This window comes from Halopiger aswanensis (assembly GCF_003610195.1).
Lineage (GTDB): Archaea > Halobacteriota > Halobacteria > Halobacteriales > Natrialbaceae > Halopiger > Halopiger aswanensis.
This window is the reverse complement of record NZ_RAPO01000011.1, coordinates 12,152-36,081: the sequence shown is the minus strand read 5'-3', so window position 1 is coordinate 36,081 and position 23,930 is coordinate 12,152. Positions and strand designations below refer to the sequence as shown.

General features: G+C 57.9%; 24 protein-coding genes and 2 pseudogenes. 14 read left to right on the top strand and 12 right to left on the bottom strand.

The genetic code is table 11. The features are described 5' to 3' along the window. Positions 1-323, top strand: a 323-nt coding sequence (locus tag ATJ93_RS22935; RefSeq protein ID WP_120246977.1) for an integrase core domain-containing protein, incomplete at its 5' end; no start/stop codon positions are given. After that, positions 323-508: pseudogene (locus ATJ93_RS22930) on the top strand (transposase); the annotation flags it as partial. The gene ATJ93_RS22935 and the pseudogene ATJ93_RS22930, both read left to right, overlap by 1 nt. A gap of 571 nt (positions 509-1,079) precedes the next feature. Here the strand turns inward: ATJ93_RS22930 and ATJ93_RS22920 are convergent. The 6 genes from ATJ93_RS22920 to ATJ93_RS22895 form a co-directional block, all read right to left on the bottom strand. Further along, positions 1,080-2,759 carry a serine hydrolase domain-containing protein gene (locus ATJ93_RS22920; protein WP_245977815.1) on the bottom strand — a complete coding sequence of 560 codons (1,680 nt, stop codon included), beginning with the start codon at positions 2,757-2,759 and terminating at the stop codon, positions 1,080-1,082. Beyond that, positions 2,756-3,457 carry a class I SAM-dependent methyltransferase gene (locus ATJ93_RS22915; RefSeq protein WP_120246972.1) on the bottom strand — a complete coding sequence of 234 codons (702 nt, stop codon included), beginning with the start codon at positions 3,455-3,457 and terminating at the stop codon, positions 2,756-2,758. Before ATJ93_RS22915 ends, ATJ93_RS22920 begins: the two co-directional genes overlap by 4 nt. A gap of 208 nt (positions 3,458-3,665) precedes the next feature. Next, the gene (locus tag ATJ93_RS22910; protein WP_120246971.1) at positions 3,666-4,580 is read right to left on the bottom strand and encodes a winged helix-turn-helix domain-containing protein; all 915 of its coding nucleotides are present in this window, start codon (positions 4,578-4,580) and stop codon (positions 3,666-3,668) included. A 196-nt stretch (positions 4,581-4,776) separates the two neighbouring features. After that, positions 4,777-5,061: a PadR family transcriptional regulator gene (locus ATJ93_RS22905; RefSeq protein WP_120246970.1), complete on the bottom strand. Its 285-nt coding sequence runs from the start codon at positions 5,059-5,061 to the stop codon at positions 4,777-4,779. A gap of 210 nt (positions 5,062-5,271) precedes the next feature. Then, on the bottom strand, positions 5,272-5,784 hold the full coding sequence (locus tag ATJ93_RS22900; protein WP_120246969.1) for a PIN domain-containing protein: 513 nt from the start codon (positions 5,782-5,784) through the stop codon (positions 5,272-5,274). Then, positions 5,785-6,087: a hypothetical protein gene (locus ATJ93_RS22895; RefSeq protein ID WP_120246968.1), complete on the bottom strand. Its 303-nt coding sequence runs from the start codon at positions 6,085-6,087 to the stop codon at positions 5,785-5,787. A 496-nt stretch (positions 6,088-6,583) separates the two neighbouring features. Here ATJ93_RS22895 and ATJ93_RS22890 point away from each other — a divergent pair, with 496 nt between their 5' ends. From ATJ93_RS22890 to ATJ93_RS22880, 3 genes are all read left to right on the top strand, one after another. Further along, positions 6,584-6,859, top strand: a complete 276-nt coding sequence (locus ATJ93_RS22890; RefSeq protein ID WP_120246975.1) for a PadR family transcriptional regulator — start codon at positions 6,584-6,586, stop codon at positions 6,857-6,859. A 92-nt stretch (positions 6,860-6,951) separates the two neighbouring features. Next, positions 6,952-7,263: a hypothetical protein gene (locus ATJ93_RS22885; RefSeq protein WP_120246967.1), complete on the top strand. Its 312-nt coding sequence runs from the start codon at positions 6,952-6,954 to the stop codon at positions 7,261-7,263. Between the two features lie 460 nt (positions 7,264-7,723). After that, positions 7,724-9,313, top strand: a complete 1,590-nt coding sequence (locus ATJ93_RS22880) for a COG1361 family protein (protein ID WP_245977813.1) — start codon at positions 7,724-7,726, stop codon at positions 9,311-9,313. A gap of 44 nt (positions 9,314-9,357) precedes the next feature. Here the strand turns inward: ATJ93_RS22880 and ATJ93_RS22875 are convergent, their stop codons facing one another. The 4 genes from ATJ93_RS22875 to ATJ93_RS22860 form a co-directional block, all read right to left on the bottom strand. Then, complete coding sequence (locus tag ATJ93_RS22875) at positions 9,358-9,582, bottom strand: hypothetical protein (RefSeq protein WP_120246966.1); 225 nt, start codon at positions 9,580-9,582, stop codon at positions 9,358-9,360. Positions 9,583-9,711: 129 nt separating this feature from the next. After that, on the bottom strand, positions 9,712-10,059 hold the full coding sequence (locus ATJ93_RS22870; RefSeq protein ID WP_120246965.1) for a DUF7344 domain-containing protein: 348 nt from the start codon (positions 10,057-10,059) through the stop codon (positions 9,712-9,714). A 402-nt stretch (positions 10,060-10,461) separates the two neighbouring features. Continuing rightward, positions 10,462-11,751 carry an MFS transporter gene (locus ATJ93_RS22865; protein ID WP_120246964.1) on the bottom strand — a complete coding sequence of 430 codons (1,290 nt, stop codon included), beginning with the start codon at positions 11,749-11,751 and terminating at the stop codon, positions 10,462-10,464. A 3-nt stretch (positions 11,752-11,754) separates the two neighbouring features. Next, positions 11,755-12,867: an MBL fold metallo-hydrolase gene (locus ATJ93_RS22860; RefSeq protein WP_120246963.1), complete on the bottom strand. Its 1,113-nt coding sequence runs from the start codon at positions 12,865-12,867 to the stop codon at positions 11,755-11,757. Positions 12,868-12,955: 88 nt separating this feature from the next. Between ATJ93_RS22860 and ATJ93_RS22855 the strand changes: the two genes are divergently transcribed. Continuing rightward, the gene (locus ATJ93_RS22855) at positions 12,956-13,690 is read left to right on the top strand and encodes a helix-turn-helix domain-containing protein (RefSeq protein WP_120246962.1); all 735 of its coding nucleotides are present in this window, start codon (positions 12,956-12,958) and stop codon (positions 13,688-13,690) included. 29 nt (positions 13,691-13,719) lie between these two features. Here ATJ93_RS22855 and ATJ93_RS22850 read toward each other — a convergent pair whose 3' ends face one another. Then, positions 13,720-14,043, bottom strand: coding sequence for a DsrE family protein (locus ATJ93_RS22850; protein ID WP_120246961.1), 324 nt, complete (start codon positions 14,041-14,043; stop codon positions 13,720-13,722). Positions 14,044-14,185: 142 nt separating this feature from the next. On the opposite strand from ATJ93_RS22850, the gene ATJ93_RS22845 reads away from it, so the two are divergent. The 3 genes from ATJ93_RS22845 to ATJ93_RS22835 are packed head-to-tail and all read left to right on the top strand — an operon-like array spanning position 14,186 to position 16,098. Beyond that, a complete protein-coding gene (locus ATJ93_RS22845; protein WP_120246960.1) occupies positions 14,186-15,304 on the top strand; it encodes a cysteine desulfurase family protein in 1,119 nt (372 codons plus the stop codon). Beyond that, positions 15,301-15,906 carry a class I SAM-dependent methyltransferase gene (locus tag ATJ93_RS22840; RefSeq protein ID WP_120246959.1) on the top strand — a complete coding sequence of 202 codons (606 nt, stop codon included), beginning with the start codon at positions 15,301-15,303 and terminating at the stop codon, positions 15,904-15,906. The genes ATJ93_RS22845 and ATJ93_RS22840 overlap by 4 nt, the downstream gene beginning before the upstream one ends. Positions 15,907-15,945: 39 nt before the next feature. Next, the gene (locus tag ATJ93_RS22835; protein ID WP_211334130.1) at positions 15,946-16,098 is read left to right on the top strand and encodes a hypothetical protein; all 153 of its coding nucleotides are present in this window, start codon (positions 15,946-15,948) and stop codon (positions 16,096-16,098) included. Between the two features lie 303 nt (positions 16,099-16,401). Here ATJ93_RS22835 and ATJ93_RS22830 read toward each other — a convergent pair. After that, positions 16,402-17,379, bottom strand: a pseudogene (locus ATJ93_RS22830) (aldo/keto reductase). A gap of 415 nt (positions 17,380-17,794) precedes the next feature. Between ATJ93_RS22830 and ATJ93_RS22825 the strand changes: the two are divergent. The 5 genes from ATJ93_RS22825 (at position 17,795) to ATJ93_RS22805 (ending at position 23,619) form a co-directional block, all read left to right on the top strand. Further along, positions 17,795-18,820 carry a Bug family tripartite tricarboxylate transporter substrate binding protein gene (locus tag ATJ93_RS22825; RefSeq protein ID WP_120246958.1) on the top strand — a complete coding sequence of 342 codons (1,026 nt, stop codon included), beginning with the start codon at positions 17,795-17,797 and terminating at the stop codon, positions 18,818-18,820. Positions 18,821-18,825: 5 nt separating this feature from the next. After that, on the top strand, positions 18,826-19,398 hold the full coding sequence (locus ATJ93_RS22820) for a tripartite tricarboxylate transporter TctB family protein (RefSeq protein WP_120246957.1): 573 nt from the start codon (positions 18,826-18,828) through the stop codon (positions 19,396-19,398). Then, positions 19,395-20,891, top strand: coding sequence for a tripartite tricarboxylate transporter permease (locus tag ATJ93_RS22815; protein WP_120246956.1), 1,497 nt, complete (start codon positions 19,395-19,397; stop codon positions 20,889-20,891). Before ATJ93_RS22820 ends, ATJ93_RS22815 begins: the two co-directional genes overlap by 4 nt. Before the next feature lie 70 nt (positions 20,892-20,961). Next, the gene (sauS, locus tag ATJ93_RS22810) at positions 20,962-22,383 is read left to right on the top strand and encodes an acylating sulfoacetaldehyde dehydrogenase (protein WP_120246955.1); all 1,422 of its coding nucleotides are present in this window, start codon (positions 20,962-20,964) and stop codon (positions 22,381-22,383) included. 42 nt (positions 22,384-22,425) lie between these two features. Beyond that, positions 22,426-23,619 (top strand): CaiB/BaiF CoA transferase family protein, encoded by a 1,194-nt coding sequence (locus ATJ93_RS22805; protein ID WP_120246954.1) that lies wholly within the window; start codon positions 22,426-22,428, stop codon positions 23,617-23,619. Positions 23,620-23,930 lie beyond the last annotated feature (311 nt).

Genomic DNA, 23,930 nt, shown 5'->3' with positions numbered 1-23,930 from the left:
GAGGCACCGATCCAGCCGCTGTGTTCCTGCATCGATTGACCGAGAAACACGATCTCTCCGAAGCTGTATTTCTCGTTGATGGCTACGGCTATCTGACTGCCCTCTCTCGATTAGGGTTAAGCGGTCAGCTCGACTACGTCGAGCGAAACCTAATCGAAAAGTGGTTTCAGACGTTCAAGATGCGGGTTGACCGCTTCCATAATTCGTGGGTGGGCAGTCGGGCGAGCGTCAGGGAATGGCTTGAGCAGTTTGTACATTACTATAACACACAACGACCGCATCAATCACTTAACGGACAGACGCCAGCCGAGGTGCTAAACTAGACAGTGCCCGTCAGTTCAAGTCCTACTCTGGAAAGCACTTGCTGGAGCGGTATCCCGAGATTCAAGAATCGTATTTCTGGGGCGGTGGATTCTGGAAGGTCGGATACTACGTGGGGACGACAGGAACGGTGTCGGAGGAAGTGGTTGAGCGGTATATCGAACAGACGGAACACGCGCCGGAGTGACGCGCTTCACCCCCGCCCACGGTGTTGATGCAAATCAAAGATTTGCGAAAGCCGAAAACCTGCGGTTTTCGGAAGGGTGGGGAACTCGCGCTGCTTTTCGTTTAGAAAGGAGTGGCATGAGCACTATGGGAACCTATTCAGTTTCATCTTTTACCCAGTGGTGAACCTCACAATGCTATGAATCCGAGTACCACGAGCTGCCAGCTAAACGCGATACCTAGCAGTGCCAGTACTGTTTGATGGATGCGGACAGGTAGGGACCAATATTGGTATCGCCATGCCAGTAAGGCACCAGCAGTTGTACCGAGCGTGAGGATTCCGATGAAATACGGGAGAACGAGTGCGACTTCCATTACAAGCGGTCGTGTAAAGAGTGTGACCTCGCCGCCAGATTCCAAGACGAAGAGAAAGAGCCCGACGAACCCGATCGAGACACTACTCAAGCCGACGCCTGCTGTGCGAGCGAGCCACGGAGGACTCGTCATCCGGTGTTTGACGGCGTGCATGAACCCAGTTCGATTATCGTGTTCGCGTGCATTCTCCGTTCGGTGTTGAGGGACGTGTTGATCTGTCATTCAGAGTCCTCCGTGTCGGATTTATCGTCGATCCGATGCTGCTTCCACTGCTGCCAGGCGCTGTGTCCACCCCACCCTACGAGTGAGAGTCCGAATCCAGTTACTGCCGTTCCGAGGACACCGCCGGAGACGAATTGGCGTTCGTGGAGCGGGACTGGTTGGTAGACACCAGTCGGTTCACTGCTCATGTGCAGCACGTTCACGACCCCATCTGTAACTTCGAAAGCGAGGACATCGTGGCCGCCGACTTCTTGATACACGTACGGCTCGATTTCAATCCATTTCCGGTCGTTTCCCTCGAGCGTGGTCGTACGCAGACCGCCATTGTCCGTTGGTTCGACGGTCACGTGTTCCAACAAGTCTACTACCTGAAGGGGACCGCTTTCCGGGAGATACGAGAGGCTGTACTCGCCAGCGACGGTTTCAGCGCGTTCCTGCTTACCCGGTTCTGCAGTCGGAGTCGGCGATGTCGGTGCTGGTTGGAGACCGTATCCCCTAACGATATCATCAACAACAGCCGCCGGAAGCTCGCTGGGATTGGTGTTGTAGGCAACGAAGATCCCGACATCGTGGTCCGGGGCGAGCAGCAGGTGGCTCGTGAAGTTAACTGTCGCACCCGAGTGAGCAATGAGGTTGGCATCTGGGTCCCCGTACTCGTGGAATCCGTATCGCCAATTCGTGACCGCTGGGTGACGTACATGGTGGCAACTATGCATCGTTTTGGCGGTCTCAGTGTCTAGAATCCGCCCATCGCCGACTGAACCATCACCAAGGTGTGCGCGCATGAACGCCGCCATATCCGTCGCCGTCGCGCTTAGCGAACCCGCGGGACGCATATTGATGTACACGTCGTTAGCTACCGTGAACGACCCACCGTCGCTAACGTGTGGTGCGGCAAGCTCACCAGGCTGATCGTCAGAGATGGGCTGGGCGAACGTGCTGTGAGACATGCCGAGCGGGTCGAGAATCTCAGACTGGATGTACTCGTCAAACGTCGTCTCGTGAGCTTCAGCAACGATGTGGCCGGCGAGTGCCGCACTGTAGTTGGAGTATCCGACGAGCTCGCCAGGGGGACGGACGCGTGAGCGCTGCTGATCGACGAGTACCGTCTCCAATGAGTCAAGTGCAGCTGGGTCGGCGACGATACCGGGGTCAAGTGCAGATTCAAATCCAGCGGTATGGGTACCAAGGTGCCGGAGTGTTACAGGATTGCTGTACGTGTCCGGGACAGTGACTGCTGAGTCCTCAAGGTACGTATTCACGTCGACGTCGAGGTCGAGCACGCCTCGTTCGACACCCTGCATGACGGCAGTGTATGTCACGAGTTTCCCGACCGATCCAACCCGGAATGCTGTCTCATCAGCCTGAACCGACTCGTCAGCATCGACAGCAGCAGTACCGTATCCTTTGGTGAGGACGGCGGAATCTCCCGAGACGATAGCGACAGTGGCTCCGGGTGTTGTCGTTCCAATTCGTTCGGCCATTACCTCGTCAACGAACGCTTCGAGTTCGTCTGGGTTCGTGAACGGAACGTCACCTGAACGTGAGTCGGCGGCTCGAGAGGTGGCCGTGGGGTTCGTTCGACCGGCTGCGGTTCCAAGGCTGCCGAGTCCGAACCCACCGAGACATCCGAGGAACGACCGTCTCGTGGTTCCAGTCGTTCTGGTGTTCATCATGACGGGGTGACTTCGATAGTAGTGACGAGACCGAAGAACGAGGTCGAGACGTTCTCGACTGTGAGGCCGGCCTGTTCGACGGTCTCCAGCGGATCGTGGTTCAGTCGGCAGCCGTTTTTCTCGTAGTGGGACTCGGCACGCCAATCTTGGAGCCAGGCAAGCGGCGAAGCATCACTGCGACTGTGCTCAAGTAGCAAGATCTCACCGTCAGACGTACAGACTCGCTCCATCTCGTGGAGTGCAGTAACTGGGTCAGGGAACGTGCACGTGGAGAACGACGAGATGACAGCGTCGAAGCTATTGTCAGAGAATCCAAGTGACTGAGCGTCCATCACTTGGACAGTACCGTCCAGATCGAGTCGCTCGAGTACGTCGTGGGCGTGGGTAAGCATCTCGTCACTGATGTCGATACCGACGACCTCACTCGACGATGTGAGATACCGGAAATTCCTCCCAGTGCCGCAGGCGACATCGAGCACACGGTCGTTCGCGTCACTGAACTGGCTTCGACGATACTGACCGGCGAATAGTCGATCGAGGTGCTGCCATCGGGCAAGCTTGTCAGCTACGTCTGCATACGCATCGGCGATTTCTTCGGTTGACTTCGACCGTCTCTCGTTCGATTGCTGTTGCTCAGTTCTTTCGCGCGGTGTTCGATTCTGCTGGCTTGTTGGTTCGTGAGGGTTGCTTGATGACACGGGTTGGGTCTCCGTTGACTGCAATTACGGGTCGAACCAGCAACACCGATAAAACCATCGCAAATTTGATAATTGGTCGGATTCGATTCAAAACCAAGGTTGAGTAGAAAAGCGAGAGAACACACACCTAATACGTAGAGTAAGAGTGTCACCCAATTAGTACCGCTATTCGCTCAACACTGATTTCGTAATAATTCTGTTAGGAACGCTAAAACACACCGCTCTCACGTCGCACGCGCTCCGTCCGAACTACCGTCGCAGTCGAATCCAAGTAGAACCGAACTGCATCGTCTCCATGACGTAACACCACCTCGTACTCGTCGGGATCAGTCGCAGTCCGTTCGGACGTCCAAAGGCCATCGTAGACGTATTCGTGGAACTCCCAGATACCTCGTGTAGTCACATCTACCCCATGATTCCAATGAAACGCGATTGATGCCGGGTGATAGACGACACTGTAGGTCAACGGACTGTTGTACTCTCGAAGGCACTCCTCACAGGAACTCGTCACGACAAACGGATCAGCATCAGGTAACGCGCTCTCAGACACGTGAATCACATCAGCCGAGAGATGTGCCCCACACTCCGGACACATTCTTTGTCGAATCTGTCTCGCATCCTCCGTACTTCGTAGCTTGACACTCCGAATGAGAGCATCGCCATCCCGTGTATTAACCTGTGCCGGCGTTATCGGCTGACCCGTAACCTGCTGCTCACACGCCGTACAGTCGATTCGGAAAAACTGGTGCGAGAGGCTTGCTTCAAGCGCATTCTCTCCACAGAAGACACATACTCCATTGACCGGTTCAGGACCAAATGCTTCCGGTTGCTCGTAATTCCCAGATAGGATGAATCGAACAATACGCTCACCGGCATGTGAGAGCGAATACCCGTCCTCGCTTTTCCGTAGATAGGTCCCAGTGAGCTCCCCGAGATGGTACGATAACTTTGACGTATTCTCCACGTCAACGTGGTCATAGATCTCAGAAAACGCGAGTACAGCGGCACCTGATCCAACTTCCTCTAGTTCGTATTGTGCAACTGCAACAGCGCGAAGAATATCAACACGAGTATCGTCAGCGAGAAGACGAAAGATATCCGCCGCCGAACGGTTCTCTGTCATTGTCCGTACCCACTCTCAGTTTCGCAGTAGTATTGAAACCCCAGTCGTATACTCCGATCCGACACAGCAGTAGTGATAGCTGGCAGCCGACGAATTAGACAACAGGTTCTTAACCAACGGTCAGTGTAAATAGAAGCTTGTTGGTTAAGAGAATGGCACTGTCTTCCTTCTCTCACAACTGGTCTATGACTAGCCTCTATGAGAGTTGTTCACCGACATACTGATCTTCCCATTCTCGACGGGCATCGAGTTCACGCCGGCCACGAGCGGTGATGGTGTAGTAGTTTGTTCGCTGATCGAGTTCTCCCTTCTCGACGAGACCTTTGTCGACGACAGTATCGAGGTTTGGATAGAGCCGGCCGTGATGGATTTCGCCCTCGTAGTACTGCTCGAGTTCCTCTTTGATCGCGAGTCCATGTGGTTCGTCCTGACCGGCGATCACGTACAAGAGATCTCGCTGGAAGGCTGTAAGATCGTACATACGACTATCATCAAATTCGTAGCATATTAATCCCCATCTATATTCGGCGGGAAATGACGGGAATGGACACAGATGATAGGCGTTCATTCTGAAGAATAAATATGGCCTCAAAACCCACTCGGCGACACCCCAACCCTTGACTCGAAGTGGGCAAGAAGGTGAGTGGGCACAAGAGGAACGGACTGCGAACTGAAGAGAGACAGTATCGGTTTAGGACTCCTCGAGCAACGAGCGGGCCCGTTGCACGTAGCTGTTCGAGTCCCAACTGCGAGCGACGCTGATCTCGTCGAGAAGCTTCTGGGCCTCGGCAGCTGACAGCTGTTCGGTTCGAACGAGGACCGAGAGCAGCGTCGGCGTCGTCACAAGTCGGGTATCAGCGAGTGACGCGTGAATCAAGCCGAGTTGGTTGAACTCGTCACAGAGAAACAGTGCAGCATCGAGTTCATTCGCGAGGGAGACAGCAGCGTTCTCGCCATCATCGAGCGGGAATTCAGCGTCGAGGTCGGTCGTCCGTGTCTCGAATGCTTCAGTTCGCTCGAGTACGGTAGCTGCGGCACGACCATGCGCGTCATCGTACGAAGCGATCTCCCGAAGTTCCTCGATGACCACCGTTGGGACGACAACCTCATACTGGGCCAAACAGATCGAGAGTGGATCAGGATCGTCATCAGCAACGATCCCGAGACTGACGAGGGCGGAAGCGTCTGCAACTAGCTGCGACATCTATGCGTCGGCAACCTCGTCGATGAAGTCTTCGTCTAACTGCTGTTTCAACACCCGAAGGTTAGCCGCCTCTTCGGCTCCGACGAGTGCTTTGAGTTGGTCGAAGGTGATCTCGTCGTCGTAGTAGGCGGCCGCAATCTCCTGCGTGATGGCATCGTCGTGAGCAGCCTCCTGAAGGTACTCCCGAAGTGCGGTCACGAGGATATCCGTTCGATCCTCTCCGAGGACATCTGCGAGCGCATCGGTTCGATCGATGAGTCGGTGAGGAGCTCGAAACTGGACGCGCTTTTTATCGCTACTCATTATGTGTACATTGTGAGCCAGCCTACTTAGCCATTGTCGTGTGTACAGTGTGAGCTTTCCAACTTATGTCGATGGTCTTCTGTCTGACGATCTCCCAGGAACATGACGGGTTTCCAGGTCACGCGTCCGGTGGGTAGCTGACCTGTCAGGACTACACGTGGTAGAAAGTGGGAACGGGCCGTCGAGATGCTCAGTTCAATGCAGCCATAGTCAAAGCGCTGCTGGGGACGACGTCGGATTACTGCTACGGGGTCGCCAACATACTAGAAAGCGACAGGGCGCCGGTGTTCGTGTGCCCTGACGTAGCCCGAACAACCCCAGTGTGGCCGTCTCCTAGCGACCACGCTCTCGAGTTTTGATCTGAGTATCTAAAACGTTCTGATCGGCTACTCCGCTAACTCCGGTCATTCATTAGACCGATACTTTCATGATATCCAAACATATGTCACGAGTCGGAAAAGAAATCAAATACATCATCGTTGAATTCTCAGGTGAGATGCACGACCTCACCGGTTTCCAACGCGACCTCCTGTATGTGATCGCAGGCGCTGACCAACCGTCCGGGCAAACCGTCAAGGAAGAAGTAGAGAAGTACTACAGTTCCGAGATCAATCACGGTCGCCTATATCCAAACCTCGATACCCTCGTCAACAAAGAATTAGTCGAGAAAGGCCAACTCGATCGCCGGACGAACTACTATGCTATCACTGAGGCAGGGACAGAAATGATCCACGAGCGACGAGAGTGGGAGGGCCAATACGTTGATTTCTGAAAGGAATCGTATTCGGCCTGATCACACCTTCACCAATACCTACTTTTTCGCAGACAAGAAGGCTTATACTGGCAGGATTGCCTCATCAACGTATGTCCGAAGAAAATGAGTCAACTCTGCCAAATCTCGTAACGATCGTTGGCAGAGGCGTACCATCAAACTACGAAATCACCGTTGACGGCGAGCTCGAACTAGTTGGCGCTGATCCGCTCGAAGAGGCAACTGTTGTCACAGACCACTCCGCAGAGGGTGCAGTTGATACTGGCGTGATGCGGTTTCGGTTCTCCGGTGAACTGGCAAACATCCACGTTGTCGATTGGAACGGCGTACCCGCACCGGAGTCACCAAGCACTCCGACGGTTCACGTGGATTACGGCGTCCCCGGTCGGTCCAACAGTAGCTAACCCAGCGGACTTGATGCAGGTTGGACTCAGTAATTTGCTGAGAGCGGTTAGCGTCTACCGATTAATACTCTGTAGAATCGACCCCACTGCTTCCGCTGTTAGTTGTGAGATGACGGGTCGATTCCAAGCCTAGTCAGTCGAATCTTGTCCTGTAACAGCGGAAGTGACGGAGCCAAACTTCGATCAGCAGCTCTCGATCGTCGGTTATGTCGATTTGGTTGATACCCGTATGCGTATTTGGAGCGGAAGTCCCACATCACGCGGTCATCGCATCCCTCCTTAGTGGTGTATATACACCAGGCTATATTGCATAATATGCGGTTGAGTGGTGGAATAATAGCCGGAGTTTACGGCGCAGGCTTTCGGTTTTCTTCGTATGGACCGGTCACGGATCGATCGACGACGATTTCTTGGGGGGATCACCGCAAGCGGGCTGCTCGGGAGCGGTGCTGTAGGGCACGTGACCGGTGTGCAGGAAACGCCGTTTCGGCGTGTTCGCCCGCCATCCTATGAGCTCACCGTACAACCCGGCTCGGGAGTGATGTTCGAGATTGACCACGACGCCGGTTCCGAACAAAGTCCTGAATGGCACATCAACGGGGATTCTAAAGGACTCTCGTTGGGCCCATGGTTCAGTACGTACCACCAGTACACCGGCAATGAGTTCTGGCAGTACACTGTTGAGAAGGACTGCCGCGTAACCGCCGTTCTCGACTGGGATGGGGCGGGCGGGAATACCGTCGCCTGGACGATCAATACCGATTCAGCCGGGCTTGCACCACCACAGATTCGCGACACGCGACCCTCGACAGCTGAACGCCGGATCCTTGAACCCAATACTACGCTAGAATGTGAAATGGATGTGACCGACCCTGATGGTAACTTGGATCGCGTCGTGTGGTGGGCACTGGCAGCCGACATCATACTAGATATTACGTCCGTCTCCGGGCGGGAGGACACTGCGCGGATCACTCCGTCGTCGGAAGACATCGTTCAAGAAGGTGTTACGGCGTGGGTGATTAGTGAGAATGGGCTAATCACCAGTTCAAACCGATGGGCGTTTGCCCGCCCTGACCCGGACTCCCAATTTACTATTACGGGCGTAGAAACGAATTCACCAATTGGCGGGGGTGAAACGCTCGAAGTGGACGCTACAATCCGAAATACGGGTAGGGAAAGCGGTGGGACGCTGGTCGATCTCATCATCGGTCATGATCCAAAACGTGTCTCGACACAGAGCGTCGGCGCCGACCCCGGCGAAGAAACCGAGGTCACCCTTGAGTTTGAAGCGGGCCAGCCCTCGGGTGGTCGGGAAGTGTTCCCCGGCAGAGTTGCGACGAGGAATGATACACACGACTTCACGATTGTCGTCACCGAAGATGATAGCTCGGACGGAAACGAGGATGGTCCAACCCCCGCAACGTTCGTCGTGCAGGAAATGACTACTAATTCCCCGGTCGGCGGCGGCGAAAACCTCCTTGTTGAGACGACGATTCAAAACATCGGCGATGAAACGGGACGGACAGATATTCAGCTTATCGTCGGACACAGCCCGCAGGTGGAAGATAGTACGATGCGAACGCTCGAGCCCGGCGAATCTGCGACGTTCACACTGGTCTTTCAGGCGGGGCAGCCATCGGGCGGCCGAGAAGAATTCCCCGTGATGGTGGATACAGGTGCCGATTCAGCCACGCGGACTGTCGCCGTTGTTAGTGGAAACGAGGATGGATCTGAAGACGGTCCAACCCCCGCAACGTTCGCCGTTCAGGAAATGACCACTAATTCTCCGGTCGGCGGCGGAGAAAACCTCCTTGTTGAGACGACGATTCAAAATATCGGCGATGAAACGGGACGGACGGATATCCAGCTTATCGTTGGGCATAGCCCACAGGTGGAAGATAGCACGATGCGAACGCTCGAACCCGGTGAATCCGCGACGTTCACGTTGACGTTTCAGACGGGGCAGCCATCGGGCGGTCGGGAGGAGTTCCCCGTGGTGGTGGATACGGGCGCCGATTCGGCCACGCGAACCGTCACCGTTGTTGATTGATTGCTAAACTAGACTGTGCCAGTCCATCGATCCACTAAGTACATTTACCAAACACTTGTGTCGTAGACTTCTCCGACGATCTCGAACTCATCAACATCATACTCAGTATCACTCTGCTGGTTGATAAGGTACCGATCGTGAGGATAGAATCGGTAGTAACTCCCGCTATGGCTGTTCACATCAAACCAAGTCTCAGTTACTTCAGTCACTACCTGCGGATTTGTACGGCCATTCCACCTAACGAGACTTCCCTCCTCAACGTCCTCCATTTGCGTTGAAACCGTTGCTCGAGTCATCCGTCCCTATAGTTGTCAATAGAGACTATCACTCCTAGGGAGATGGGCAACAATCTATCCGTGAGTACGCGCGTATTTTCTGATGCTACTGTAGACGCTGAACTATCTAAATACGGGTTCGTCGTTTTTGTCTTCGGTTAACCGGTCGAATAACTTCTCGATTCTATCAAATTCCGGCCCTTTCCTCACTTGATCGTGCTCTCGCTCCCACTTGATGAATCCCTCTCTTTCGAGTTTCGGTAGGTGATGATGATACATCTCAATTTCCACCGCTTCTATCTCCGGATCGCCCTCCATGCCGTCAATGACGTGAGGGATAACGGCTTCTATCGGGCTTTCTTCACGGAGGCACCGTAAAAGCTGAAAGCGATATTCGTGAGAGAGGGCCTCCAAGGTGATATCAACTGTATTATGCTGGTTCTTGACTGGTTCGGACGGCATCTCGCTCATAGTTTCTATTAGTTCACGCTGATGGCAGAATATAAGTTGAAATGGTATTACCATCCGAAACCACTATAGGAAACAAAATATAGTTGCTAGTGGTGCGGTGAGCTCCCCCACCCACCTCGTTCCCCATCCCTTTCCACTCCTGCTTTCCGAGAATTTAAATGCCTAAAATACTCCGTAGGGGATAATCGTTGGTCGACTTCAGGCCAACGAACACGGCGGACAGCAGGTTGTAACCAATTTCAAAATAGGCTAATTCAGGATTGTCTTCTGAGAGAGTAGGTCAAGCGTCCGCAGCCGGTTAGGAAGCAGCGACCACCAGCGGGTCTTCGTTTCCGAGCATCGTTCGAAGATACGCGACTAGTTAGAAGAAAGGAGGTCCGATACGGTCAGAAAAAGCAATCCTCAGTCTTCAGATGTCGGTTGTCTAGGTGGTTCCGTCGCAGGCGCCGGAGGTTCGTGAGTACCAAAGTCGGGATGGGTCTCTTCCATCCATAGGAACACGACTGCCCCCGAGACGAACATCAGGATCGCAGTCATGTAGAACGCAGCTTCGGTGTTCACGAACTGCATCGTGAGGCCGATCAGGATCGCGCCGATGCCGTAGCCCGAGTCACGCCACATCCGGTAGACGCCCATGCCCGCCGACCGCCAGGTCGGATGGGCCGCGTCGCTCGGGACCGTCATCAGGTTCGGGTAGAGCAGCGCCATCCCCAGGCCAGAGATCCCGGATAGAACGGCCCACGGAAGGTAGCTATCGACGAACACCATCCCGAGGACGCCAGCACCGGCGATGAACATCCCCACGACGACGGGCGGGCGGCGACCGATGCGGTCGGCGAGACCGCCGGTCCCGATCTGGAGGAAGTACATCGCGCTGTGAACGCCGACGACGACGCCGACGGCCTCTATCGCGAGGCCCTGACTCGTGAGATACAGCGGGACGGCGATCCAGAACAGCGTGTCCACGAAGTTCTCGATGTGGCCGGCCTGCGCCGCCGCGAACAGCGTCTTGTCGCCATAGGTCGCGCGCTTCAGGACCTCGTTGAACGGCAGGTTCGCATCGTGGTGGTCGTCGTCGCCCTCCAGTTGCGCGAGGTGAACTGTCTCTTTGATCAGGAAGATCGAGATGAGGAACGCCAGCACCACGACGGCCGCGAGGAAGTAGAACGGCTCGGGCCGGAGACTGGTCTGGCCGGCGATGACGCCGGTGATCCACGCGCCTGCGGCGACGCCGGTATAGCCGAAGGCCTCGTCGATGCCGACGGCGAGCCCGCGCTGGTCGGGACTCGCGAGGTCGATCTTGGCGTTGATCGCCATGCTCCAGGTCAGCGCCTGGTTGATCCCCAGCAGGATGTTCCCGACGGTGATCCAGCTCCAGCTCGGCGCATAGATGAGGATCACCGGGATCGGCAGGGCGGTGAGCCAGCCGAGCACGAGCACCGGCTTGCGGCCGTACTCCTCGCCCCACTTGCCGGCGTAGAGGTTGAGCAGCGCCTTGACGAAGCCGAAGGAGACGACGAACGAGCCGATGACGAAGAACGACTCGACGCCGAGCACCTCCTCGCCCAACACGGGGACGACCGTGCGCTCAGAGCCGATCGTCAGCCCCGTCGCGAACACCAGCAGAACGTGCAGCGAGAACTGTCCGAGGTGCTCGCGAATGCCCTGCGTCAGGTCGGTTTGTCCACTCATCGATTACTCGGCTGCACAGCGGTTAGGGCCCAGTTCGAGCTCGGATAGTTCGTCGTCGGGGACGTCCTCCTGCCCGACGTTCGTGCGCTTGACGCGCTCGAAGTTCGGCGGATGGTCCGGGATGTCCGAGGCGAGTGTCTCGACGAACTCTTCACGGTCACGGTTGAGATCCGCGTTTTGCGCTTTGACGTCACCGAGTGTCGCAGTTACCGGTGGTTCGGGTGCTTCGGGGTCGTGTGCCGGCAGGACGACGGCGTCAGCCGGTCGATCCAGCAAGCGCTGGAGGCTCTCGTAGAGCGTCGCCGCATTCCCTTCGACGTCGGACTCTTCGATCCCGGCTTCGACACCGAGTTCGACGCGGCCGACGCTCTCGTGGAACAGCGTATCGCCCGTGAGCAGGGCCTCGCCCTCGAGATCGAACGAGACGCTGCCCTCGCTGTGTCCCGGCGTGTGGATCACGTCGACGTCAACGGTCCCGACTTCGATCGTCGCTTCGTCTTCGACCGGGGTCGCGTCGATCGCGAGCGCGTCTTTCGGATGGAGGTAGTAGGGAACGTCGTGACGCTCGGCAAGCTCCGCACCTCCGGAGACGTGGTCGGCGTGCGCGTGCGTGTCGAAGACGCCGACGAGGTCGGCGTCGTGCTCCTCGAGGATTGCATCGTACTCGTCGAGGTAGTGGGAGGGATCGAGCACGGCGGCTTCGCCGTCCGAAATCAGGACGTGCGAGAGACAGCCCTTCCCGGGACGGGCGACCTGAACGAGCGTCCCGTCGAGATCGGTTTCAACGGGCGCGCTCCGGTGGACGCGGCTCCACCCGTTCATCCCATCGGTGAGCGTCGCGGCATCGTACCCCATCTCTCGCAGGACGTCCGTCGCCGTCTGTGAGACGACTCCCGCGGCGCAGACGGTGACGATCTCTTTCTCTTCCGGCAGGTCTTCGAGGGCATCCCTTGCCGTCTCCGGATCGTCCTGTAGTTCGTCGTAGACGTCTACGTTGACGCTGTTCGGGATATGCCATTCGTCGTAGTCCGCTTGGTGCCGAATGTCGAGGACGAGAACGTCGTCCCCGTCGGCCTGCAATCGTCCACTGAGTTCGTCCGGAGTCACTTCTGTCATCGGTGTTCTCCGATAAGAGGCATATCTGTATATGGGTAGTGCCGGTCATGACCGGCACAGCTATTGCGATAGAGAACGAATAGTGCGTATGAGCCTGTACGAGGCCTCGTTCCGGGTGAAACACGAGTGTCCCTATCGGGAGATTTCGGAACGGCACCCGGACCTCACGATACGCGAGTGGTATCTGAGCGACTGCCAGGTGCTCGAGATCACGTCCTCGGAAACCCCGACGGACGACCTGCTCGAGGAGATCGACAGTCTAGGAACGATCCTGCATCGATCGATCGACGACTCCGGGTTGCACGTCGTCACGCAGGCGTGTCTCTGTTCGCTGGAGGGGTCGATTATCGACCGGTTCGAGGAGTACAACTGCCTGTACCAGCCGCCGACGATCCACCGACAGGGCTGGGAGCACTACTCGGTGATCGCGTTCGACGAGGCCGACGTTCGAGCGCTGATTCGGGACCTCGAGTCCGACCGAGACATCGACGTTCTCTCGAAGACCGCCATCGAGGAACAGCAGATCCCGCACAGCATGTTGGCCCCCGTCGATCAGCTCTTCGAGGATCTCACCGACCGACAGCTGGCGGCGCTCCGGTTGGCCCTCGAAAGCGGGTACTACGAACAGCCCCGGAAGACGTCGCTACGCGAGTTGGCCGAGCGGACATCCGTTGCTCGCTCGACGTACGAGGAGCACCTTCGAAAAGCTGAGAACAAACTCCTCACGAACGCGGGCGAGTTCCTACGGTTGGTGACGGCGACGTCCACGGGAGATCCGCTGCACGTCGAGCAACCACGGACGCCCGAACAGAGCGCCGACTGACCACGCGACGAGCCACCGCCGTCGTAGCGTCAGCCGATGGTCAGCACTTCGTCGGCGTCTTCGACGATACGAAGGCAGTCACCCATCGTCGAACGGGGCCTGAGGTCGTTGGGATCGATGTCACGAGAGTCGAGGCAGGTACCACAGGCGAAGAGGTCCCCGCCGTTTTGCGTGTACTTCCGCATGACTCCGCGTGGGTTGAACTTCTCGTGCTCGAGGTCGGGCGCTTCGACGCCATCCCCGAGGAGGAACACTTCGACGGTATGTCCCTCGTCCAGTGCGGTGTTCGCCAGTCGAAATCCGTTCCAGACGCGCTCGGGGTCGTTCGTCTCGAGGATGATTCCGAGGTGCATACAGAAACTACGGTAGGTGGCGACTTGAGTCTCAGCGATGATTCTTCTCTAGAGGGAATTCCGCCAACCAATTACGGTGGCAGGTCGCTTCAGATCAAGAGTGAAGCGCTCCAGAGTCGATGTTACATCTTAGCAACTACTAATGATCTACTTGGACCACGCCGCGACGACGGAACCGCACGAGGAGGTCATCGCCGCAATGCAGCCGTCTCTCGAAGATCACTACTGCAATCCATCGGCGATCTATGCGACCGCTGAGGCTGACGCGGTTCACAACGCACGAACAGCAGTCGCTGATCTCCTCAGCACGAGTGCTCGGAACATCGTGTTCACGGGCGGAGGAAGCGAAGCGGACAACCTCGCGCTCAAAGGGGCCGTCGATGCGGCTGACGGGCAACACGTCGTCACCACGACTATCGAACACTCAGCGGTGGTCGAGACGGCCAACTGGCTGGGAGACCACGGTATCGATGTAACGCGGGTGACTCCCGGCCGGGACGGCCGCGTCGATCCAGCCGACGTCGCAGCTGCGATTCAACCGGACACAGCCGTCGTCTCCGTTATGCACGCCAACAATGAAACCGGGGTCATCCAGCCGCTGGAGGCTATCGGCGAAATCACCGACGAACACGACGTGGTGTTCCACTCGGATACGGTCCAGTCAGCGGGGAAGATTCCAATCGACGTCGATGCACTCGGACTCGACTTGGCGAGCCTCAGCGCGCACAAGTTCTATGGCCCGAAAGGCGTGGGCGCACTGTACGTCCGTGACGGTATCGAACTGGAGCCGATAATCCACGGAGGCGGTCAAGAACGGGGACTCCGCAGCGGGACGGAAAACGTCCCGGGGATTGTTGGGATGGGGAAAGCTGCTGAACTCGCCGTGGAGGACCTGGCGGAACGGAGAGAACGTCTAGCCGAACTCCGTGACGAACTCGTCGCGACACTCCAGACCGAAACCGATGCGACCCTCGTCGGTCATCCGGATCGGCGACTCCCTGGCTACGCGATGATGGGATTCCCTGAATTGTCGGGGGCGGATCTCGTTCAGGCGTTTGCCGACCGCGACATCGCGGTGTCGAGCGGGTCTGCGTGCCACTCCAATGATCGGTCTCCCTCTCGGGTCCTAATGGAGATGGGCATCGATACGAACCTAGCATTTGGCGCGGTTCGGTTCTCACTGGGCCGTAACACGGCGAGAGAGGACATCCAGTACGTCAAAGACCAACTCGGACACGTTCTCGAGGAGGCCAGGAGATGAGCGACGTAGAGAGTTTCATTCGATTTTGTGAGAGTGAGTTCGGGACGACGGTCATGGACCGCGAGGCCGCGTATGTGAAACAGCACGTCGGTACGGACGACCGGATTCTGGACGTTGGATGCGGCATCGGCTCGCTCGAAGAACGCTTTCCCGATCACGAAATGATCGGGATAGACCGCTCAAAGGCGATGATCCAGGCAGCACGGGATCGAGTTTCTGCACCGCTTGTTCTCGGTGATGCGACCGCGCTCCCTATCGCAACCGCGTCCGTTGATGCTGTCGTTTTCGTCTCGACGCTCGAATTCATTCCCGATAGCGATGCTGTGCTAGCTGAGGCGACTCGTGTCCTCGCGTCTGAGGGTGTCCTCGTGGCACTCGTGTTGAACACACGTTCCGAGTACGTTCGATCGAATCTCCAGCGAGAAGGTTCCTACTTCCAGCGGATGGTCCACCGGGATTCTGAGGCTTTGACAGACACGATTCTGGAATACGTCGAGGGCGAGCAGGAGTTCTTCTTGGGTATCTCCGACGAGCAAGTCTTCGAGAGCGCAGACCCATCGAACGCTGCGATCTCAGCGGTCGTTGGGACTCCGACTGAGTGACCACAATATCCTTGCCTGAGTTCTGTGAACACGAACGATATGACTGACCCATCCGACCCGGACACGTCTCCGCTTTTCGAGGCGAAAGATTTCGACGAATCATCTGTGTTCACGCCGGAAGCGCTGCTGGAGAACGCCCGCCGGCAGAAGGATCTCCCGGACCGATCAGTCCCGGAAATCTGGCCTTGTTGAAACCCTCAATTGGAGATAGGTTACAGAAACCGTGCTGAATACAGAGCGCGAATGTGGCACGAGATTCGGCTTAATCTACGAACGTGGTGATCGCTCAGTATAGATGAGGCACTGATTATGAGCAGTATGAGACGAAAAGAACTGAGGTAGCGTCACTGATTGACTACGGTGATCCTTGTTGGAGTAGTCGGAAGTCGTTCGACCCGCAGTTACAGGAGTCAACTCCTATCGGGCGGATTCGTCCATCCGAGAGTCCTCTTGCTGCGTATACTGAATCAAAGTCATTGGTCGCTCGGATCACATCTATGTGTGACCAGATACCGGTACTGGTTCATATGGCGCCTCAAGATATTCAATATCGCTATCGGATAACGAAATATCGAGTGCGTTAACAGCTTGTTCGAGATGTTCAATACTTGTTGTCCCTATTATTGGCGCATCGACCCAATCTTTGTGTAACAACCAAGCTAGGGAAATTTGCGCCATCGTCATACCGTTCTCCTCAGCGAGTTCCTCGACACGCTCGTTAATTTCGCGACCGCCGCCGTCGCGATACGGGTGTTCGTACAGCTTTTCGCCTGATTCGCCTCGAGCCGTCGTGTTGATATCCTCAGCGGGTCGGGCGAGATAGCCGCGAGCAAGCGGGCTCCAGGGCATGACACCGATGCCTTCCTTCTTACAGAGCGGCAGCATCTCGCGTTCCTCCTCGCGGTAGACAAGATTGTAGTGGTCCTGCATCGTGACGAACCGGTCGAGACCTAACCGGTCGCTCGTGTGGAGTGATTCTGCGAATTGGTGGGCCCACATCGAGGAACCACCGAGATAACGCACCTGTTCGCGACGCACGGCATCGTCGAGCGCTTTCATCGTCTCCTCGATCGGCGTGTCGTCGTCCCAACGGTGGATCTGGTAGAGGTCGACGGTGTCCATTCCCAACCGGTCGAGGCTGTTCGCGAGTTCCTGCTCGATCGCCTTTCGCGACAACCCGCTGGCGTTCGGGTTCTCCTCGTTCATCTCCATGTACACTTACGTGGCGACGACCGGCCAGTCCGAATCATACCCCTCGAGGGCGTTCCCGAGGATGCGCTCGGATTCGCCCCGCGAGTACATGTTCGCGGTGTCAAAAAAGTTGATCCCGAGGTCGATCGCCCGATCGATGATTTCCGTCCCTTCGTCTTCCTCGAGGACCCAGTCGCGCCAGTTCGGATCGCCGAAACTCATACAGCCGAGACAGAGTCGACTGACTTCCATGCCAGTTGATCCGAGCGTCGTGTATTCCACGAAACAACTGCCGCTGGGAGACACAAAGCCACTCGGGTTGCATTATGAACTGATCACGTATTCCTCCATTCGCTGCATAAAGTCGGGTTAGCTGATCTATCGTCGTCGACGTATATTATGCCCCCATATCTAACATACTGGTTCTTAATCACCTGTTTCAGTTGCAGTCGCAAGCCCAATCGGCAACCCAGGATAGGTCCTCAATATAACACGTAGTTCGGGACACAGTTCGGATCGAATCTTCCGATTATTGGACGATCTAACGCTTGACCGCCTCCAACAATGTCAACTGCTACACTGCAGTGGTGTCCGCGAAACGACGAACCGTGCGACCGACTCAAGACTGAAGTGCGACGAAGCGCATCATCAGTCCCTCTCGAGTCGGAGCAAATCCAGGCGCAAGTATAATCCAACAATGACAATAAAAGACACTAGTCGACGGGAGTTTCTCGCGGCTGGGGCCGTCGGACTGGCGGGAACGGCAGCGTACACCGCCCAGGCCCGCGGTATAATGGGCGTGTTCGACGAGACCCAGATTACGGCGGTTGTTCCGTGGTCGCAGGGCGGAGGTACCGACCGGTCGATCCGCGTTACGACGCCGACGTGGTCCGAATTACTCGATATCGATTTCGTCGTCGAAAACCATCCAGGCGGTTCGACGCAGGTCGGGGGCGAGGAGCTGTACAATGCCGACGCCGACGGGTTTACGCTTGCGATGTGGAACATGCCCCAGATGCAGGCGACGTGGCTGTTCCAGAATGCGCCGTACCGGATCGACGACTTCGACTATCTCGGCACTCACCACTGGGATCCGACGATGTGGTTCGCACCGCCCGACAGCCCGTACAGCGATCTCAAGGAATTCGTCGAGTACGCCCGCGAAAACGACGCAACCGTCGGCATTACGGCCGCGATCGGCAACACGGCGCTGTCCGCGTTGCTCGTCGAGGAGACCTTTGACCTCGATCTGACCATCGTCAATATGGGCGGCGGCTCCGGCGTCCGACAGGCCGTCCTCGCAGGCGACATCGACGCCGGCGTCAATCAACCCTGGGCGTTCAACCCCGACCACGTCGACGACGTGATCGCACTCGGATCACACACCGCCGAGCAACAGGAGCTGTGGCCGCCCGCGCCGTCGTTCGCCGAACTCGGGCTGGAGGAAATCCCGCTGGTCGAGGAGGGGCTCGGGCAGTGGAAACTGGTCGTGTTACCCGGCGGGGTTCGCGAGCAGCATCCCGACCGATTCGAGGCGCTCTCGGAGAGCTACGCCGCGGTATTCGACGACGAGGCGTTTCGGGCCCGAACCGAAGAACAGGGTGGCCTCGACGAGATCATCGATTACCGCGGTCCCGACGAGACGAGACAGGAGGTCGAGGATACTGCCGCGTTCATGGAGGAGTACGCCGACGTGATCGAGTCCTTCATTTACGACCAGTAGAATCCATGACAGGAGTCACACCGCCGGTACTCACGTTCTCAGCTGGCGAACGGACACTCGAGGTCGATACGGGCGAGTTGCTGTTTCCAGGACTCGTGCTGGCGTTTTGCCTGTTTTACTACTGGGACACGCGCGCCCTGCCGGACCTCTCCATGCTGTATGCGGGGCCGCTGCTGTACGCGACGACGGCCCTCGCCGTCATCACCCTCGTCCAGCAAGCGGTTTCGATCAACGGGGGCAGGGAGCAGGACGGGTCCGATCTCGAAACGGCGTCGGCCCTCCCTGAACCAGAACCGAACCCAAAGAGCGAGCCCGAGGCAAGTTCAGATACCGAGCCCAAAACGACCACAACCGATCAGATATTCACCGTGCGTAACGCGGCGCTGTTGGTCGTCCTGACGGGCCTCTACATCGTCGCGCTCGAGCTGATCAGTTTCCTCGTCGCCACTGTAGGGTATCTCGCGGTCACCCTCTATATGTTCGGTGAGGAGAGCCTGCTCTCCCTGACGCTGTATTCGATCGGGTTCGCGTTCCTTCTCTGGATCGTGTTCATCCAGTGGTTACAGGTGCCGCTATGATCGACGCGTTGCTCTTCCCCGCCTCGATAGAGGCCGGACTCAGCATACTCGCGGATCCGTATGTGCTCTTCGCGATCTTTCTAGGAACCGCAGTCGGCGTCGTGTTCGGCGCGATTCCCGGGTTTTCCGCGACGATGACAATCGTGCTGTTCACGCCGATTACGATCCCGTTCGAGTCGACGCTGGCGCTGATTTTCCTGGTCTCCGCCTACGGTGGTGCGGTGTACGGCGGGTCGATTCCAGCGATCTTGATCAATACGCCCGGCGCGCCGGGATCGGTTGTCACCTGCTGGGACGGGTACGAACTCACGAAACAAGGGCGAGCCGTCTACGCGCTCGCGGTCTCCGCGATCGTCTCCGGACTCGCGGGCGTGGTCGCAGCAGCCTTCCTCCTCGTCTTCGCCCCACCGATCTCCGAATTCGCGCTCAACTTTGGCCCGCCGGAGATGTTCCTGCTCGCGGTGTTTGCCCTGACGATCATCCCCGCTGCGAAGGGTGCGTCACTCACGAAGGCACTGCTGGCCGGCTTGTTCGGACTACTGATCGGGACGATCGGGAACGACCCGCAACTCTCCCAGTCGCGGGCCACGTTCGGGCAAACAACGCTCCTTGAAGGCGTCGACTTCGTCGTCGTGCTCATCGGGCTATTCGTCCTGGCGGAGGTGTTTCGACTCGCCTACCGAGGTCCCGCCGTTACCGGCGGTGAAAACGTCGAGGGCGGCACGTCGGAAGTGTACGAGGCCGCCCGAGCGGTCGCTTCTCGGCCGGTTGAGTTCGTTCGCGGGACGCTCATCGGGACCTTTGTCGGTTCGTTGCCCGGCGCGGGTGCTGACGTAGCGAACTTCGTCTCGTATAACGAAGCCAAGCGATGGGCTAACGACGAACTAAGCGACCGGTTCGGCACCGGCATCATCGAAGGCGTCATCGCGGCCGACTCGAGCAACAACGCGACCCAGGGCGGGGCGCTGATTCCGACGTTGACACTCGGAATCCCAGGGAGCGGCTCGACCGCGGCGCTGCTGGGTGCGATCGCGCTTCACGGACTGAACCCCGGTCCCGGGCTGTTCGACTCCTCAAGCGATATCGTCTACGCGATGATCCTCTCGCTGTTCATCGGGAACGTCCTGATTCTGATCTATGGACTCACCGGATCGCAGTACTTCGGGAAACTTGCGTACATCCCGATTCGGTACATCATTCCCGCAGTGGCGGTGCTCTCGATTGTTGGGGGCTTCGCGGTGCGGAACGCGCCCGTCGATCTGTATATCGTTCTGATCTTCGGCCTAGTCGGACTCCTGTTCATCAAGTACGACTACCCGCTCGTAAGCCTCGTGCTGGGGGTGATCCTCGGTGACATCGCCGAGAACGGCTTCGTCACCGGCTGGCTATTGACCGGCGAGAGCGCTCGGGCCTTCCTGTTCAATAGCTACATCACGATCGGGCTGTTGCTCCTGATCGCTCTCTCGCTGCTCGTTACCGTGATCAAGGACTGAACGGCTGCTAATCGCCGGCGCGTACGTGCCGGCAACATGGCTTTAGGGCGGAATCGACCAGGGACCGTAGATGACTACGAACGCTTCGCAAGTCGGGTCGACGTCGGCCGTCGATTCCTGTCTTGAGCGCGCACGAACGGCGATGAACGAGATCGCGGACTACGATCAGGAAGAGGTCGACGAACTCATCCAAGCGATCGCCTGGGCGATCTACGAGGAGGATCGCGCCCGAGAAATCTCGGAGATGGCAGTCAGAGACACCGGCTTCGGCAACGTCGAGGACAAGATCACCAAAAAGCGCCGTAAGACCGCCGGCACGCTGGACGACTTGCGCGGGGAACCCTCAGTCGGCGTGGTCGAGCGGAACGAGGAAACGGGTATTACCGAGATTGCTAAGCCCGTCGGCGTCGTCGGCGCGGTCGTCCCCTCGACCAACCCGGGCGCGACGCCCGCGAATCTGGCAATGATGGCGCTGAAGGGGCGCAACGCGATCGTCGTCTCGCCGTCGCCGGCCGGCTACTCGACCGCCGAACTGGTCGTCGAGTACATTCGCGACGAACTCGAGAAAGTAGGCGCGCCCCGGGATCTCGTCCAGTTGCTCCCCGGACCCGTCGAGAAGGAGAAGACGTACGAGCTGATGGATCGGTGCGACCTGCTACAGGTAACCGGCTCCGCGAGCAACGTCCACCGGGGCGAGCGCTCGGGGACGCCAAACTACTGCGTCGGCGAGGGCAACGTCGTCTCGATCGTCGACGCGACGGCCGACCTTGAGGCGGCCGCCGACCGCATCGCCAAGAGCAAGACCTTCGACTACGCGACGAGCTGCTCGAGCGACAATTCCGCGGTGATCGTCGAGTTGGTCTACGACGACGCCATCGCCGCGCTCGAGGCCCAGGGCGGGTACCTCTGCGACGCCGAGGAACGCGAGCGTCTCGAGAAGACCATGTTCCCCGACGGCCACGGCTCGCTCTCCGGCGAGGTCACCGCACAGCCGCCAGACGAGATCGCGGTCGCCGCCGACCTCCCGCCGGAGGCCCGCGACGCCGACTTTTTCATGGTCGAGGGGCAGGGCATCGGCGAAGAATATCCCCTTTCGGGCGAGAAGCTCTCGGTCGTGCTCACCCTCTATGAGGCCGCCGACTTCGACGCCGCGCTCGAGACAACGAGCGACATCCTCGCGTTCGAGGGGAGTGGTCATTCCTGTGGCTTACACACGACTGACGACGACCACCGGGAACGCATCGGCCATGAGATCAACGTCGCCCGGCTGTTAATCAACCAGCCCCAGTGTTTCGGCAACGGCGGAAGTTTCGACAATGGGCTCAACTTCACGCTCTCGATGGGAGCCGGCATCTGGGGCAGCAACCAGACCGACGAGAACATCGATTACACTCATTTCCTCAACACGACGACGGTCGCTGAGACTGTCGAACCCGACGAGCCGAGCGAGGAGGAACTCTTCGGCTCGTATCACGAGAAATACGGCCACTGAACCTTCCCAAAGGTCCATTTTCGACATCGACACTACTCATATATGAATCAACAAGCACTCGACGACGTCGACGTTATCGACCTCGGACAGATCTACAACGGCGCGTACGGTTCCTTGATGCTCTCGTATCTTGGAGCCGACGTGACGAAGGTCGAACCACCGTTCGGCGAACCCCTCCGCTCCCGCGTCGAGGACGGCGAGGGCGAACCGCCGGAACTCGTGATGCTCAACTCCACGAAGGAGGGCATCACGCTCAACCTCAAAGACGACCGGGGCAAGGAACTATTCAAGGATCTCGTACGGGACGCGGACGTCCTCGTCGAGAACTTCGCGCCGGGGACGATGGAGCAGTTCGGCCTCGGATACGAAACCCTCGCCGAGATCAACCCCGAACTGATTTACGCGCACGGTAGCGGCTTCGGCGAGGACGGCCCCAAAAGTGATCGGCTGGCGATGGACCTCATCGTCCAGGCCGAAAGCGGCGTCATGGACGCTACCGGTCGTCCCGACGATCCGCCGACCAAGACCGGGATCGCGCCGGGGGACTTCCTCGGCGGGATCCACCTCGCGGCTGGCGTCCTGGCGGCGCTCTACCAGCGCAAGCGTACCGGCGAGGGCCAGTTCGTCGAGGCCAGCATGCAGGACGCAGTGTACCCCTCGCTCATGTCCCAACTGGCCAACTACTACGACAACGCCGACGTCCCCGCGCGGACGGGCAATCGGCACAGCAGCCTCGCGAAGGCGCCCTACAACGCCTACGAGGCTGACGACGGCTACGTGGCGATTCTCTGTACATCCGACGACCACTGGCGGACGCTGTGCGAGGCGATCGGTCGAAAGGACCTGCGGGACGACGACCGGTTCGCGACCAACGTCGACCGCGTCGAGCACATGGAGACGATCGACACGGCCATCGAGGAGTGGACTCGAGAGCGCACCCGCGAAGAGATTGAGGAGACGCTCTCGGCGGTCAGCGTCCCCTGTGGGTCGGTCCAGAGCGTCGAGGAGGTGATCCACGATCCCCACCTTGAGAAGCGGGAGATGGTCGTCGAGATCGATCATCCCACCGAGGGAGAGATCCGTGTTCCCGGGATGCCGATCCGACTCTCGGAGTCGGAGATGCCCGATATCGAGCCCGCTCCACGAAAGGGTGAAGGCAACCATGAGATCTATCGAAAGCGCTTGGGCCTCTCGAAGAATGAGATCGAAAAACTCCAGAAAGACGGTGTAATCTAACAGCAGTCCACACCGCTCTGGTAGCCGATACACTTCTGATCATCAACTCAAGAAGATCGAGCAGGACGTATCTGACACCTGCTGGCTGAGAGGACCACTGTCAAAAACAGTTCTACCGGCGTTTGCGGGCCGGAACACGCTTTCAGGAGAGGGAAATTCCGTGCATCCCACCGACACCCCGACGGAATCTTGCCGAATGTCCGCGCCATTTAGAGGTAATCCACAGCGATCACACGAGGGCAGTGCGTGATCGCGGTAGGCGTATGTTTCCTCCGAGCGTCAGTGGATAGCGAGTACTGTTTCACGCGTCA

Excerpts from the sequence above, each read along its gene's own strand:
- ATJ93_RS22875 (WP_120246966.1), bottom strand. The coding sequence starts at position 9,582 with ATGGAGGACGTTGAGGAGGGAAGTCTCGTTAGGTGGAATGGCCGTACA.
- ATJ93_RS22855 (WP_120246962.1), top strand. The coding sequence starts at position 12,956 with ATGAGCCTGTACGAGGCCTCGTTCCGGGTGAAACACGAGTGTCCCTAT.
- ATJ93_RS22835 (WP_211334130.1), top strand. The coding sequence starts at position 15,946 with ATGACTGACCCATCCGACCCGGACACGTCTCCGCTTTTCGAGGCGAAA.
- ATJ93_RS22860 (WP_120246963.1), bottom strand. The coding sequence starts at position 12,867 with ATGACAGAAGTGACTCCGGACGAACTCAGTGGACGATTGCAGGCCGAC.
- ATJ93_RS22890 (WP_120246975.1), top strand. The coding sequence starts at position 6,584 with ATGCACGACCTCACCGGTTTCCAACGCGACCTCCTGTATGTGATCGCA.
- sauS (WP_120246955.1), top strand. The coding sequence starts at position 20,962 with ATGACTACGAACGCTTCGCAAGTCGGGTCGACGTCGGCCGTCGATTCC.
- ATJ93_RS22805 (WP_120246954.1), top strand. The coding sequence starts at position 22,426 with ATGAATCAACAAGCACTCGACGACGTCGACGTTATCGACCTCGGACAG.
- ATJ93_RS22865 (WP_120246964.1), bottom strand. The coding sequence starts at position 11,751 with ATGAGTGGACAAACCGACCTGACGCAGGGCATTCGCGAGCACCTCGGA.
- ATJ93_RS22820 (WP_120246957.1), top strand. The coding sequence starts at position 18,826 with ATGACAGGAGTCACACCGCCGGTACTCACGTTCTCAGCTGGCGAACGG.
- ATJ93_RS22870 (WP_120246965.1), bottom strand. The coding sequence starts at position 10,059 with ATGAGCGAGATGCCGTCCGAACCAGTCAAGAACCAGCATAATACAGTT.
- ATJ93_RS22840 (WP_120246959.1), top strand. The coding sequence starts at position 15,301 with ATGAGCGACGTAGAGAGTTTCATTCGATTTTGTGAGAGTGAGTTCGGG.
- ATJ93_RS22900 (WP_120246969.1), bottom strand. The coding sequence starts at position 5,784 with ATGTCGCAGCTAGTTGCAGACGCTTCCGCCCTCGTCAGTCTCGGGATC.
- ATJ93_RS22920 (WP_245977815.1), bottom strand. The coding sequence starts at position 2,759 with ATGATGAACACCAGAACGACTGGAACCACGAGACGGTCGTTCCTCGGA.
- ATJ93_RS22885 (WP_120246967.1), top strand. The coding sequence starts at position 6,952 with ATGTCCGAAGAAAATGAGTCAACTCTGCCAAATCTCGTAACGATCGTT.
- ATJ93_RS22815 (WP_120246956.1), top strand. The coding sequence starts at position 19,395 with ATGATCGACGCGTTGCTCTTCCCCGCCTCGATAGAGGCCGGACTCAGC.
- ATJ93_RS22850 (WP_120246961.1), bottom strand. The coding sequence starts at position 14,043 with ATGCACCTCGGAATCATCCTCGAGACGAACGACCCCGAGCGCGTCTGG.
- ATJ93_RS22895 (WP_120246968.1), bottom strand. The coding sequence starts at position 6,087 with ATGAGTAGCGATAAAAAGCGCGTCCAGTTTCGAGCTCCTCACCGACTC.
- ATJ93_RS22825 (WP_120246958.1), top strand. The coding sequence starts at position 17,795 with ATGACAATAAAAGACACTAGTCGACGGGAGTTTCTCGCGGCTGGGGCC.
- ATJ93_RS22905 (WP_120246970.1), bottom strand. The coding sequence starts at position 5,061 with ATGTACGATCTTACAGCCTTCCAGCGAGATCTCTTGTACGTGATCGCC.
- ATJ93_RS22910 (WP_120246971.1), bottom strand. The coding sequence starts at position 4,580 with ATGACAGAGAACCGTTCGGCGGCGGATATCTTTCGTCTTCTCGCTGAC.
- ATJ93_RS22845 (WP_120246960.1), top strand. The coding sequence starts at position 14,186 with ATGATCTACTTGGACCACGCCGCGACGACGGAACCGCACGAGGAGGTC.